The 13,202-nt window shown below is 48.1% G+C and carries 12 protein-coding genes; 5 read left to right on the top strand and 7 right to left on the bottom strand.

Annotated elements, in window-relative coordinates; all coding sequences use genetic code 11:
• The first annotated feature begins 58 nt into the window (after positions 1-58).
• Positions 59-898, top strand: a complete 840-nt coding sequence (gene lipM / locus GC097_RS11925; protein WP_171683518.1) for an octanoyltransferase LipM — start codon at positions 59-61, stop codon at positions 896-898.
• A 139-nt stretch (positions 899-1,037) separates the two neighbouring features.
• Here lipM and dat read toward each other — a convergent pair whose 3' ends face one another.
• Positions 1,038-1,865 (bottom strand): D-amino-acid transaminase, encoded by an 828-nt coding sequence (dat, locus tag GC097_RS11920; RefSeq protein WP_171683517.1) that lies wholly within the window; start codon positions 1,863-1,865, stop codon positions 1,038-1,040.
• A gap of 346 nt (positions 1,866-2,211) precedes the next feature.
• Here dat and GC097_RS11915 point away from each other — a divergent pair, with 346 nt between their 5' ends.
• The gene (locus GC097_RS11915; protein WP_171683516.1) at positions 2,212-4,800 is read left to right on the top strand and encodes an adenosylcobalamin-dependent ribonucleoside-diphosphate reductase; all 2,589 of its coding nucleotides are present in this window, start codon (positions 2,212-2,214) and stop codon (positions 4,798-4,800) included.
• Between the two features lie 304 nt (positions 4,801-5,104).
• On the opposite strand, the gene GC097_RS11910 is transcribed toward GC097_RS11915, so the two are convergent.
• The 6 genes from GC097_RS11910 to GC097_RS11880 all read right to left on the bottom strand — a co-directional run bounded on the left by GC097_RS11910 (position 5,105) and on the right by GC097_RS11880 (position 9,348).
• Entirely contained in the window at positions 5,105-6,085 is a 981-nt protein-coding gene (locus GC097_RS11910; RefSeq protein WP_171683515.1) for an NAD-dependent epimerase/dehydratase family protein, read from the bottom strand.
• Complete coding sequence (locus tag GC097_RS11905) at positions 6,082-6,552, bottom strand: TetR/AcrR family transcriptional regulator (RefSeq protein WP_171683514.1); 471 nt, start codon at positions 6,550-6,552, stop codon at positions 6,082-6,084. Before GC097_RS11905 ends, GC097_RS11910 begins: the two co-directional genes overlap by 4 nt.
• Before the next feature lie 241 nt (positions 6,553-6,793).
• Positions 6,794-7,438 (bottom strand): DUF2306 domain-containing protein, encoded by a 645-nt coding sequence (locus GC097_RS11900; protein ID WP_312875656.1) that lies wholly within the window; start codon positions 7,436-7,438, stop codon positions 6,794-6,796.
• Positions 7,428-7,577, bottom strand: a complete 150-nt coding sequence (locus tag GC097_RS11895) for a hypothetical protein (protein ID WP_171683512.1) — start codon at positions 7,575-7,577, stop codon at positions 7,428-7,430. The genes GC097_RS11900 and GC097_RS11895 overlap by 11 nt, the downstream gene beginning before the upstream one ends.
• Positions 7,567-7,866 (bottom strand): response regulator transcription factor, encoded by a 300-nt coding sequence (locus tag GC097_RS11890; protein ID WP_312875655.1) that lies wholly within the window; start codon positions 7,864-7,866, stop codon positions 7,567-7,569. Before GC097_RS11890 ends, GC097_RS11895 begins: the two co-directional genes overlap by 11 nt.
• Positions 7,867-8,748: 882 nt before the next feature.
• Entirely contained in the window at positions 8,749-9,348 is a 600-nt protein-coding gene (locus GC097_RS11880; protein ID WP_171683509.1) for a TetR/AcrR family transcriptional regulator, read from the bottom strand.
• 222 nt (positions 9,349-9,570) lie between these two features.
• On the opposite strand from GC097_RS11880, the gene gap reads away from it, so the two are divergent.
• From gap to GC097_RS11865, 3 genes are all read left to right on the top strand, one after another.
• Complete coding sequence (gene gap / locus GC097_RS11875; RefSeq protein ID WP_171683508.1) at positions 9,571-10,581, top strand: type I glyceraldehyde-3-phosphate dehydrogenase; 1,011 nt, start codon at positions 9,571-9,573, stop codon at positions 10,579-10,581.
• Positions 10,582-10,784: 203 nt separating this feature from the next.
• Positions 10,785-12,149, top strand: a complete 1,365-nt coding sequence (locus GC097_RS11870; protein WP_171683507.1) for a cytochrome ubiquinol oxidase subunit I — start codon at positions 10,785-10,787, stop codon at positions 12,147-12,149.
• On the top strand, positions 12,149-13,162 hold the full coding sequence (locus GC097_RS11865; protein ID WP_171683506.1) for a cytochrome d ubiquinol oxidase subunit II: 1,014 nt from the start codon (positions 12,149-12,151) through the stop codon (positions 13,160-13,162). The genes GC097_RS11870 and GC097_RS11865 overlap by 1 nt, the downstream gene beginning before the upstream one ends.
• The last annotated feature ends 40 nt before the right edge of the window (positions 13,163-13,202 follow it).

Raw genomic sequence — 13,202 nt, 5'->3', positions numbered from 1 at the left:
GTATGATAGAGGCTGTCTGAACAAAGCAATGTGGGAAAGAAAGGGTGACGGGTTCAACATGACTGCCTGGCGATATATACATACGGGAGATCGTTCTCCTGCTGAAAATATGGCTTTAGATGAAGCGATTCTGACTGCGCACAGCGAGGGAATCGTTCCTCCAACGGTCCGTTTCTACGGATGGAATCCGGCAACGCTGTCGATCGGCTATTTCCAAAAAGCATCGGAAGTCGATCAGGAAGCCGTAGCGAAGGAGGGGATCGGTTTTGTACGCCGTCCTACTGGGGGAAGAGCGGTGCTGCACGATAAAGAGCTGACGTACAGCATTATTGTAGCAGAGGATTATCCGGGCATTCCCCGAAATGTCACCGACGCTTACCGCGTCCTGAGCGAGGGGCTGCTTCAAGGTTTTCGCGCGCTAGGACTTAACGCCGAGATGGTGCAGCTTGCAAGCGATGAGGAGAAGGAGAAATACGCGTCTGCCGGCTCAGCAGCGTGCTTCGATTCTCCTTCGTGGTACGAGCTGGTCGTAGAGGGACGCAAAGTTGCCGGAAGTGCGCAGGTTCGGCAAAAGAACGTCGTGCTGCAGCACGGCTCGATCCTTCTGGATATGGATACGGATCAACTGTTCCGTATGCTGCGTTTCTCAAACGAGAAGGTTGCGGAGCGGATGAAGTCGAGCTTCCTGAAGAAAGCTGTGGCGATTAACGAGCTGCTCCGGGCGCAGGGTAAAGAGGCGGTTACACTAGGGCAAGTTGAAGAAGCGTTTCGTCGCGAAATTGGACTGGGTTTAGGCGTGGAGCTGGTTGAGGCGCCTTTGACGCCGTTTGAGGTGGAATTGACCGATCGTTTGGTGAAGGAGAAATACGGTACGGATGAATGGAATTTGCGGCGGTAATTGGGAGCGGGGGTGCGCAGGAAATCGTCGAATGAAACGTGAAGGTGCTCGCCATTTCGCCCGAAACAAGACACGTGAATAAATGAAAAAGCAGTCCCAGGAGTATTTTCTACTTTTGGGACTGTTTCATGTTACGTTATTACGCAAACGTGCGAACGAACTCCTCTTGCAGTTTGCGTGTATGAGGCCCTGGAACGCCCGTTCCGATCGGCCCTCCATCTACTTCCAGAATTGGCGTGATTTCTACTGTCGTTCCTGTAATAAAGGCTTCGTCAGCGTTCGCGAGCTGATCTGTCGTAAAGGCTTCCTCTTTAACCGGCATGTCTAAAGCGCGGGCTAGCCGCAAAACGACGGCCCTGGTGATGCCGTGCAAAATCAAATGATTGGCCGGATGCGTATAAAGCACGCCATCCTTTACGATCATCAGATTTGATGCGCTGCATTCCGTCACCGTACCTTCGCGATGCAGCACAACCTCCTGCACGCCGTGATCGAGCGCTGCTTGCTTCGCCATGACATTGGGCAACAAATTAAGCGTCTTAAGATCGCATCTCAACCAGCGAATATCCGCGAAAGTAATGGCTTTGATACCGTTATGTATCGTCGCGGCGGGTCTTGGCACTTCGGTGCAGTAGGCAAGCATAACCGGTTCCGCATGGGAAGGGAACGGATGCGCGCGGGGAGCTTCGCCCCGGGTAATTTGCATATACACCGTGCCGTCAATGAGTTTATTTTTCGCTACCAGATCCGTAAGAATTTGCCCTATTTGTGGGATCGTAAAAGGGAACGTGAGCCGCACCTCGTTTGCGGTTCTTTGAAGTCGTTGCAAGTGCGCTTCCTGTTCATACAACTGGCCTTGATATACCCGGAATACTTCGTAGATGCCGTCTCCGAAATAATAGCCGCGATCATCCGGCGAAAGATGAATATCGCTTTTGGGAATGAATTCATTTTTATAGAAGTACATAGTTCTAACATCTCCTTAGACGCTTTCTTGAACAGGTCATATAAAATAAAAATTTCCGAACAAATGTTCTAAAAAGAGAGCTTTTGTGGTATCCTTAATATAGGTTAGCAGAGGAAGCCGCTATCGTCAAAAGCAGCGAAGAGCCTGCCCGATTTGGATGAAATAACTAGAAATTCAGAGCTATTCCCAGCTAAAGAGATCATAGCTTGTCTTATTAATTGAAATTGGTCCTTTAGCCATTCGAAGACCAATATCTTGTGTTGTATAATGGATTTCTCACACCATATATTGTAATTTTCATTTTAGTTGCAGCTGAATCTGTAGCTTATTGGGAGGGCATTTATCGATGGGGATTTCGCAATCAGGTAAGAAGCTGGAAGGGTTGAGCGAGAAAATATTTTTGGATCGCTATGCGCTCAAGAATGCAGATACGAGCTTTGCTAAGGTAGGGGACACTGTTCTCGTTTTGACGAAGGACGACCCCAAATTCCCAGCCAAAGAGGTAGGCGAAATTATTAGCCGTGAAGGCGACATCGTTCAAGTAAGAACGCGCAGCGGTGAGACCGTTAAGTCTCCGGTTGAGAAGCTTACCCTAAACATTGAGAAGACACCTGAAGAGATGTGGGACCGCTTGGCCGGCGCCATGGCTTCCGTGGAAGCGACACCAGAGAAACGCAATGAATGGACAGATAAATTCAGATATATTTTAGACGATTGGAAACTCGTTCCAGGCGGACGGATTGCCGCAGGGGCGGATGCGAGCGACGAACTGACGCTTTTCAACTGTTACGTCATACCTTCTCCGCACGATAGTCGCGGCGGCATTATGAGCACCTTAACGGAAATGACGGAAATCATGTCTCGCGGCGGCGGAGTCGGCATTAATTTATCCTCCCTTCGCCCGCGCCGTTCCGTTGTTAAGGGAGTAAATGGTTCATCCAGTGGAGCTGTATCATGGGGCGGCTTGTTCAGCTATACGACCGGCCTGATCGAGCAAGGCGGAAGCCGTAGAGGCGCTCTTATGCTGATGATTAATGACTGGCATCCTGATCTGGAAGATTTTATAACCGTGAAGTCGACCATGGGACAAATTACAAATGCCAATCTATCCGTTTGCGTAAGCAATGGATTTATGAAGGCTGTAAAGGAAGACCTGGAATGGGAACTCGTCTTCCCGGATACGACTGATCCTGACTATAACGATAAATGGGACGGCAACTTGGACGCTTGGAAAAAGCTTGGCAAAACCGTCAAGCCTTATCGCACAGTAAGAGCGCGGGATGTGTGGCATACCATTATCGAATCGGCCTGGAAATCGGCTGAGCCTGGTGTCGTATTCATGGAATACTACAACCAAATGTCGAACAGTTGGTACTTCAATCCGATTATTTGTACGAATCCGTGCGGGGAGCAGGGGCTTCCGGCTTGGGGTGTCTGCAACTTATCGGCGATTAATTTATCGAAGTTTTATGATGCTCAGAAGCATGATGTGGATTGGGCGGATTTGGCCACGGTTGTGCGTTACTCGACTCGTTTTCTGGATAATGTCATCGACAAGACGCCGTATCATTTTGAAGAAAATCGTGAGAATCAACAGAACGAGCGCCGTGTAGGCTTGGGCTCTATGGGCTTAGCGGAGCTCATGATTAAATTAAAAATCCGATATGGAAGTCCGGAATCTTTGGTGTTTTTGGACAAAATCTACGGCTTTATGGCAAGAGAAGCCTATCTGGCATCGGCTGAAATTGCAGCTGAAAAAGGTTCTTTTCAAGCGTTCATCGCAGATAAGTTCCTGGAGAGCGGCTTTATGAAAAATATGACCAAGGTATTCCCTGAAGTTGGCGAAGCCATTAGGAAGAACGGCATGCGCAACGTAACGGTCATTACGCAAGCACCAACCGGAAGCACAGGGACGATGGTCGGCACCTCGACGGGAATTGAGCCGTACTTCGCGTTCGAATATTTCCGTCAGAGCCGTCTGGGCTTTGATAAGCAATATGTGCCGATCGCTCAAGAATGGAAAGATGCGAATCCGAACCAGGAACTGCCGGATTATTTTGTAACTTCCATGACGTTGACGGCGGAAGATCATATCCGTGCGCAAGCAGCGATTCAAACGTGGGTCGATAGTTCCATTTCCAAAACGGCGAACTGTCCGTCCGACTTTACTGTGGAAGAGACGAAACGGTTGTATGAGTTGGCATTTGAACTTGGCTGCAAGGGCGTAACAATCTATCGGGATGGCAGCCGCGACGTGCAAGTGCTGAGCACAAGTACGGACAAGAAAGACGAAGCCAAAGTAGAGAAGAAAGCGGAAGAAACAGCCCCGGTTGCCGTTGCTGCTGAGGCGGTTAAAGAAGAGGCGAAGACGGAACAAGTCTTCGATAAGCAGTACAAGCGCCGTCCGCAAATTTTGCGAGGCGCTACGTATAAAGTAAATACGCCGTTCGGTATGGCGTATATTACGATTAACGATATGAACGGAACGCCGAGTGAAATCTTCCTTAACGTAGGGAAAGCCGGCTCCGACGTATTTGCGATGTCCGAAGCACTCGGCCGCGTGTGCTCGTTGTTCTTGCGCTATGGCGACCACGGGGACAAAGTGAAGCTGCTCGTGAAGCACTTGAAAGGCATTGGCGGCTCCGGCGCCATTGGATTCGGCACCAACCGCGTCGAGTCTATCGCAGACGCGGTTGCTAAGGCGCTCGAGCAGCACGACGAAGTGATGAACGAGCAAGATGACGCGCGGAACTACGTAACCGCGACGAGTGAAGTGCTGGATGCGCCAGCACCCGTTTCGAGCGGGCACGCCGCTCATGACGGCGGCGTTAGTGCCGAGCCGAAGGACTTGTGCCCGTCTTGCGGCTCCGCTTCGCTGATTAACAGCGAAGGGTGCAAGAATTGCGCGAACTGTGGCTACAGTCGCTGCTCGTAGGAAAACCAGGGGGGGACCCCTGGTTTTTTGTTATTTTTCATAAATAACTGTAAATGTTTCATATTTTAATGTAGTTTTTGTTTCAAAAAAACGTTTATACATGATTTTGCATAAAAATACAGTTGTATAAAAAAAGGGGAACTAGGGATTAATAAATATCCTTAGTTCCCTTTTTTATGTCTAATTATCATATTACTATAGTGATGAGAAAATAATGTTATCGAGGATTGTCTGCCACATCGACAAAAAGAGCAAGTCCAGAGAACGACTAGCCGGCGATTGTCGTCGTTCGCCCTCCAAAGCACTATCGTCGAGTAGATGGTTCCTCATAGCTTTGCAAGCCAGCGTCGCGCAAAGTTCTTCCGACATAGCCCAACTCTCGACGTGCAGCGGCATCGTTGACTGTGAACTCACGCCCGATCATGCGTATCATCGAGCGTGAGATCGGCGGATCGCCGTCTTTCCGCGTGACGGCCCAGATAGTGTCGAGCAGCCGGCCAATGGCAGAGGCAAGCCAGTAGGGCATCGAACGCAGCTTATCGATGGACAGGCCCTGCAAGTTCGCGAGCGAGGAGACGAACTCACGGAAAGTCTGCCCTTCCTGGTCTTTGATGAAGAAGGCATGACCGCCTTCTCCGCGTTCAAGAGCGCATTGTATGGCTTCGACCACATTGTCTACGTGGCAGGTTGCAAAAGCGTAGTCGCCGCGGTCGATGAAGGCGAACTGTCCAGATCTGACTGCTTCGGGAAGCGCTCGACTAAACGGATCACCAGGCCCCCAGATAGCCGGTGGGCGGAGCGCGATGGTGCGAAAGCCGGGTTTGTTGGCTGCCAGAACCAATGGCTCGGCCCGTGCCTTGCTCGCCAGGTAGGCGGAGAAGTGGTTCGGGAAAGTTGGCGCGCTTTCATCGGCGTCGCGGATGGGCGTACCGCCATTATCCATGAGGATCCCCGCCGCGCTGATGTAGACGAATGTCTTCGCACCGGCGGACTCAGCTGCCTTCAACAAGGCTACGGTGCCATCGACGTTGGTACGGAAGAAGGGTTCGCGAGGCCCTGAGAAGCGAAACAGGGCAGCCGCGTGCACAACCGCATCAATCACCGGCAATATGAGTGGCGTGTTGCTTTCGAGATCGGCATCGACTGGCGTTGCACCCATGGACTTGAGTTTGGCGTGAGATGATGTGGAGCGTGTGAGAGCGAAAAGCTCGTGACCGTCCTCCACGAGCTTCGTGATCAGGCGGCCGCCGAGCAGACCGGTGCCTCCCGTGACGAGAATTTTCATTGTGTTCGTCCTTTCTGTTCGGGATTTAGGATGGACCGTATGGCGCCCTCGCGGATTTGCTCCAGGACCTCAGAAGTGGGGGGCACGACCTTGCGTAGCCGAGCTGTGACGTAAAGTAGGGATGCAGCATTCGCAGACGCCCACATGAGATCGGCAGCCACCTCCACCGTTGGCCTGAGTCGGCCCTCAGCGGCGATGGCCGCGAAGCGCACGTAATCGTCCCAGCCCTCGCGCAGCGCCATCACCGGATCGGAGGATTGGGTGGCAGTCCTTTTGCTTTCGAGAAACTGTGCAAATGCTTCTGTAATGGCGGCGCTCAGAAGCCCGTCGGCGCTGCCGAAGTGATGGTACAGCGTCGGTGCGGTCACCTTCGCAATTGCGCAGACGGAGCGTGTCGAGAACTGTGCCTCGCCCTCTTCCTCGAGAACTTGTAAAGCCGCATTGAGCAGAGTGTCGTGTGTATTCATGTGACCGATATAGCACAGCTATATTGGTGCCGATACCCAGGTTATGGAGTGGGCTGTTAAATTACCCTTTGAAGGACTTGCAACTAAAAGTGTTTTAACAGCCTAGAGTTCAGTTTGGCTGACGAGAACCATTCATGTTCTCATCGATTCTTCGTTTCATAAAGAATGCGTACCTCCAGACAGTTGCGGTTTAATCGTCGGCTTGTGAGTACGTCCACAAAGAAGTGGTGGATGTTTATTATCACCGAAACGACATCGTACTCCCGCCAGCCTTCCGTCTCCGAATGATCCATTCCGCCGCCAAGAAAAGAAGTACGATCGTTCCTATAACACTCACCGTATATCCGACCTCATAGCTCATTCCCAGCGCGTTGATGAAGAGAAGCATAAGCGAATGTATCATCTGATTTGTAAAGCAGAACGCGTAGCTGCGGATCATCCAGTGGCGGTGGTTTTCAACCCGTCCTTGTCGAATATGCAAGTATGCGTTCACTGTTATAAATATCCAAATGATATTAAGCAAATTGAAGGCTACACTCACGACCTTGCCTCCGGTCGCAAAAGGAGCCATATAGCCTGATGTGATGCATACGGCCAGTACGGCGACGACATAGACGTAGCCGAGAATACGATGCGTCTTTCGGTACTTACGGAGCTTGGCACTAGAAAAGTTTATGGCGCCCGCAGCGATTGCGATGCAGGCGAAGATGACGTGAACGTTCAGCATAGTTAGCCAGACAGGTAAATTCATCGAACGGGTGAGCTTGGTCTTGTGGCTCAAAAAAACCGACGCATCCGGATCCAGAGTGAAACGATTCAATAGCGTCCAGAAAATGAAGGCTGCAGCAACGGTAATCAGGAGGCGGAAAGCACTTTTAGCGTTCATCATCCTGAGGCGAGTTACCTATCAATCGGCGAGAATCACGTTCAATGCGCAGCCGGGCAAAACGGAAACCGGCGAATGTGAACAGTGAAACGAAAAACCAGCAATTAAGCGAGAACAAGAGACTGTGACTAATCGTCATGGCGCAACTCCTTTACATGTTGTTTAGAGTCATCAGCGCCAGCTTGAAAACTCTCCAGCATCTGATGGTCGTTATGAGTTACCACGATAACCGGCACCTCATTATCTTTCTTGATCTTAGAGCAAAGAGTGATTCCATCCTGATAAGGAATTGCTGCATCCAATATAACGAGACTATAGTAGAACTGTTGTACTTTAAGAAATGATGATTTACCATCATATGCTTGATCAACCATGCAGCCTTCCTTCTCAAGATTTGATTTAAGAAAGCATTTGAATGCGTCTATCACGAGCAACAATGAGAATTTCGGTTCCGTATTTTAACAAATATATAATCACTACCTTTTCCTTGCGTACCCTACATCTTCATTATGCGATACGAATTGAAAAACAAGAATAACTCAATGGGGCTATATACGAGTCGTCCGATCCGTCCAAAGCCGTTAATGCCTACTTTTACAGTCATTCTCAAATCCTCCTATAAGTTTTATTTATTCCAAAGAGGTGAATACCTCTCATGAAATCAAAATAGCTCGGCGCTATTAAGATACCGAATGGTATCTTTTATTTTAGCATAATTCTAGTGAATGGCAAGGTCGGAATTGTATAATTTGTTTATAATAAATGATTAGAATAAGGTTCATACGGAGGAGCTCATGAAAAAAGGGGATAGAACACGGCCTTTGAGGCCAAATGGTAAAGAGTGTTCAAAACGATCACATCCCTTCAGGGTAAAGAATATATAATTGGACGCAGATAATGATGTGTCATAATGCAAAAAGCTCCCCTTAATTAAGAAGGGGAGTTTAGCTGGTGTCTAAGAGAGCAATTTCATTTTATTCAGTTAAAATGTGCTTGATCTAGGTAAAAGCGAATCATGATTGTCTGAACTCTTGCGGACCGCAAAGAAGATATGTCGGCAGCCAGGTGTAGTTATGTCATCGTTTCCAGTTAGTGTGGCAATCCATAGAAAGTTTTGGTTGTTCTATCTTTTTCTGCTACACAAGTATGTGTTAGCTACATAGTTTTTTATACATATGTCTAGTAAGGGGACAAGCGTTCCCTTATTACGTTTTGTATGCATCTCTACTTAGTTATATTTTGAATGCAGCCCTACTTGGACTGTCATCGATTATACCCAGTTCTATTCCGATGCGCCTGTTCACCACAGTTTAACTGGTCTTTAAGCAGCATTGCTGCAAATAGGACGAGAAGATTGAAATATTCATTAGCATGTGCTTGTTATCCCCATCCAATTTGCTGAGCAAAATGCCTCCTTCCAACAAGGAAAATGCAAATGAAGCAAGCGCATCCGAATCCAGATCTCCCTTAAACTCCCCAGCTTTAATCCCGTCACGAATAATACTTTTCATCATATCCAAGAAGGTATGTAGCCCCTGCCTTGCTCGACCACAAAGCTCCGAATGAGTATCGTCACTTTCTACAGCCGTATTCTGCATGGGACATCCGCCAATAAATGGTGGATCGTTGACGACATCCTCATAGACACGAAAAAAAGCAATCAGCTTTCCTGACGCAGACTGCTCTTGATCGACCGCCTCAGAAAATTTTCTGCTGACCAAACTGGCAGCATAATTGTAGGCTTCAAGCGCTATCTCGTCTTTACTGGCAAAATGTCGATAGATGCCCCCTTTCTTAATTCCGGTGTCAGCAATAATATCATTTAGCGATGTACCGGCATATCCTCTCTGGTTAAAAATTTCAGCCGATTTCATAATGATATGTTCCCGTGTTCTGTCCCCTTTTTTCATGAGCTCCTCCGTATGAACCTTATTCTAATCATTTATTATAAACAAATTATACAATTTTCCTACCTTGCCATTCACTAGAATTATGTTAGTATAAAAGATACCGCTCGGTACCTTTTATTTTAAAACAAGACGGTCCAGAATGAAATAGCGCCGAGCTATTTTGATTTCATGAGAGGTATTCGCCTCTTTGGAATAAATAAAACCTTATAGGAGGACTTGAGAATGACTGTAAAAGTAGGCATTAACGGCTTTGGACGGATCGGACGACTCGCTTTTCGCCGAATACAAGATGTGGAAGGCGTCGAGGTTGTAGCAATTAACGACCTTACGAATGCTAAAATGTTGGCTCATCTGCTCAAATATGATACCACGCAAGGCACTTTTCACGGTGACATTGAAGTCCATGACGGAACCTTCAAAGTAAACGGGAAAGAGGTTAAGATTCTGGCTACGCGGAATCCTGAAGAACTTCCGTGGGGAGAGCTTGGGGTTGACATCGTTCTCGAATGTACAGGCTTCTTCACCACGAAAGAAAAAGCCGAACTTCACCTGAAAGGAGGAGCGAAGAAAGTCGTCATTTCCGCCCCTGCTACAGGCGATATGAAAACGATCGTATACAACGTGAACCATGACACGCTGGACGGAACGGAAACGGTTATTTCCGGTGCTTCCTGCACAACGAACTGCCTAGCCCCTATGGCTAAAGCTTTGCACGATAAGTTCGGTATCCAATCTGGGCTAATGACGACAATTCACGCTTATACAAGCAACCAAAACACGCTTGATGCTCCGAGTCCAAAAGGCGACTTCCGCGCTGCGCGTGCCTCTGCGGAGAACATCGTTCCCTACTCCACAGGTGCCGCAAAAGCCATTGGTCTGGTTCTTCCGGAACTGAAGGGTAAACTGGATGGAGCATCCCAACGTGTACCTGTACCAACAGGTTCCGTGACTGAGCTCGTTGCTGTTTTAAATACCACGGTAACGGTTGAGCAAGTTAACACTGCTATGAAAGAAGCCTCCGATCCAGAAACTTACGGCTACACGGATGACGAAATTGTATCTTCCGATATCAAAGGTATCACATTTGGTTCGCTCTTCGACGCCACGCAGACGAAAGTTCTGACAGTCGGTGACCAGCAACTAGTGAAAACCGTAGCTTGGTACGATAATGAAATGTCTTACACTGCCCAACTGGTTCGTACTCTGGAGTACTTCGCTAAGATCGCTAGGTAAATAACTTACCAAAATCAAAAGATGAAAAGAAGGAAAATCCATGAAGGACGTACTCAACTATACGTATGTCGAGGAAAACGAAGTGCCCAATTGATCCTTTCTTGAACGAATATGGGAGAAGATGTGACTGCGATTGAACTGCTGAAGGACAGAGATATAATCAACTCAAATTACAAATCGCTTTGGAAGGGAGGCAGTAAGGAATGGGAATTGATACGGTACTATGGAGCAAGCTGGTGACAGGAATGACACTAGGGTTCCATATGATATTCGCGACGATTGGTGTCGGTATCCCTCTCATGATCGCGATTGCTGAGCTCATCGGCATCCGCAAGCAAGATTCTCACTACACACTGATGGCTAAGAGGTGGGCGCGAGGGTTTGTTATATCCGTCGCAGTCGGTGTCGTAACAGGCACGGCAATCTCACTGCAACTGGCATTGGTGTGGCCGAATTTTATGAAGTTGGCGGGGAACGTTATTGCGCTTCCGTTATTCATGGAGGTATTTGCATTCTTTTTTGAAGCTATCTTTCTAGGCATTTATCTGTATACGTGGGATCGGTTCAAGAACCCATATATTCATTGGCTGCTTACAATCCCCATTGTCGCAGGGGCAGGCATGTCCGCTGTTTTTATCACGACTGTGAATGGTTTTATGAATCAACCCGAGGGATTTACCATGCAAGGCGGACAATTTACAGCCGTTAACCCGGTGCAAGCGATGCTGAATACGGCGACGTTCTCCAAAGTGTTCCATGTATTAAGCTCGGCCTATCTCACAGGAGCAGCTCTGCTAGCAGGAATAGCAGCCTTTACGATGCTTAGAAAGGGCGTTACGGGATATCACAAAAAAGCGTTAAAGCTTATGATGGCCGTTGTCATGTTGTTCGGACTGCTAAACACAGTAGCTGGAGATGCGTCCGCCAAGTTCTTGGCCGAGCATCAACCGGAAAAGCTGGCTGCTGCGGAATGGCATTTTGAGACCGAGAGCGGCGCGGATTTGATTCTATTAGGATGGCTTAATGCCGAGCATAAAATTATAGGTGCAGTTCACCTACCGAAGATTCTCAGCTTCCTGGCTTTTGGAAATTTTAACGCGAAAGTAACAGGTCTGAATGAATTTCCTCCAGATGAACAACCTCCGCTCCTTGTGCATTATTTTTTTGACTTGATGGCTGGCATAGGGTTTGCGTTATTGGGCATATCCGTTCTGTATTTCCTATTTACATTCTGGAAAAAACGCAATGAGCACAACAAATGGATACTCCGCATTATTGCTTTAGGTGCGCCGCTCGCATTCCTGGGAGTCGAGCTGGGCTGGTTTTACGCTGAGTTGGGGCGGCAGCCGTGGATTTTACGAGGATATATGCGTGTAGAAGAAGCGGCGACGACATCGCCAAGCGTGAGAATTCTTTTTTTCCTCTTCCTTCTTCTTTACATCGTATTAGGTGTGTTTAGTGTTCTTGTTCTTCGGCGCTTATTCAACAATAATCCGGCAGAAACTGAGATGGAGAAGTGGGCGCAGCATGCGGGCGACAAGAGGACAGGGAAGGGAGCGCATGCCTGATGAGTTACGATTTGATTGGGATTTCGGTACTTTGGCTGTTTTTGTACGGGTATCTTATTATTGCCTCCATTGACTTTGGAGCCGGTTTCTTTGCCTTTTATGCCCGCCTTACCAAGCAGGACCACCTCATTAATCGTCTGATTTCTCGTTATTTGTCACCTGTATGGGAGATCACAAATGTATTTTTCGTCTTTTTCTACATCGGCATGATCGGTTTTTTTCCGGATACAGCCTATTACTATGGCTCGGCGTTGCTTGTACCGGGGAGTGTTGCGATCGTGCTGCTTGCTATTCGCGGTTCGTTCTATGCATTTGAAAACTATGGTTCCAAAAATAATATCGTCTATCTGTTTTTGTACGGTGCATCGGGTTTGCTGATCCCGGCTTCGTTGTCCGTGACGCTGGCCCTGTCTGAAGGCGGCTTTATCTTGAAGCAGGATCAGACGGTTTCTCTGGATTACTGGGCTCTATTTACCAATCCATTATCGTGGAGTATCGTTGGATTGGCGATTGTGTCTGTCTTGTTTATTAGCGCCTGTTTTCTGGCGTTTTACGCTTCACGGGCAGAGGATCACGCTGCGCTAAAGCTTATGCGGACCTATGCGCTTTTCTGGAGCACACCGGCGATTATTATCGCCCTGACGGCCTTTATCTATTTGGGGCAACACAATGAGCGACATTATCAAAATATGATGGATTTATGGTGGCTGCTTGCACTTTCTGTTGCCTTTTTCATGATTGCGATGTGGCTGTTATACCGCGGCCGCCGCTATGGGCTAGCATTTGTTTGCATCATGCTGCAATTTTTCTGTGCCTTTTTCGCTTACGGTATTGGGCAGTATCCCTATATTCTTGATCCCTACATTACGATTCAGAGCAGCATCACCTCATCCTCAATGGGCTTCGCGCTAGTTGTCGTATTTATCGGGGGCATGTGTCTATTGATTCCTTCCCTTATTTTGGTTTTCAAGCTGTTCCTGTTCGATGCGGATTACGTGAAAGGGGAAAAATAGGCCGATTACTCGCAGGCTATTACCATAAAGGAGTTGAGTT

It is taken from the genome of Paenibacillus planticolens, assembly GCF_013141725.1.
Taxonomy (GTDB): domain Bacteria; phylum Bacillota; class Bacilli; order Paenibacillales; family NBRC-103111; genus Paenibacillus_E; species Paenibacillus_E planticolens.
This window is presented reverse-complemented; position numbering and strand designations above follow the sequence as displayed.

Coding starts and splice junctions, on each gene's coding strand:
- GC097_RS11910 (WP_171683515.1), bottom strand. CDS start 6,085: ATGAAAATTCTCGTCACGGGAGGCACCGGTCTGCTCGGCGGCCGCCTG.
- gap (WP_171683508.1), top strand. CDS start 9,571: ATGACTGTAAAAGTAGGCATTAACGGCTTTGGACGGATCGGACGACTC.
- GC097_RS11895 (WP_171683512.1), bottom strand. CDS start 7,577: ATGACGATTAGTCACAGTCTCTTGTTCTCGCTTAATTGCTGGTTTTTC.
- dat (WP_171683517.1), bottom strand. CDS start 1,865: ATGTACTTCTATAAAAATGAATTCATTCCCAAAAGCGATATTCATCTT.
- lipM (WP_171683518.1), top strand. CDS start 59: ATGACTGCCTGGCGATATATACATACGGGAGATCGTTCTCCTGCTGAA.
- GC097_RS11900 (WP_312875656.1), bottom strand. CDS start 7,438: ATGAACGCTAAAAGTGCTTTCCGCCTCCTGATTACCGTTGCTGCAGCC.
- GC097_RS11905 (WP_171683514.1), bottom strand. CDS start 6,552: ATGAATACACACGACACTCTGCTCAATGCGGCTTTACAAGTTCTCGAG.
- GC097_RS11865 (WP_171683506.1), top strand. CDS start 12,149: ATGAGTTACGATTTGATTGGGATTTCGGTACTTTGGCTGTTTTTGTAC.
- GC097_RS11870 (WP_171683507.1), top strand. CDS start 10,785: ATGGGAATTGATACGGTACTATGGAGCAAGCTGGTGACAGGAATGACA.
- GC097_RS11880 (WP_171683509.1), bottom strand. CDS start 9,348: ATGAAAAAAGGGGACAGAACACGGGAACATATCATTATGAAATCGGCT.
- GC097_RS11915 (WP_171683516.1), top strand. CDS start 2,212: ATGGGGATTTCGCAATCAGGTAAGAAGCTGGAAGGGTTGAGCGAGAAA.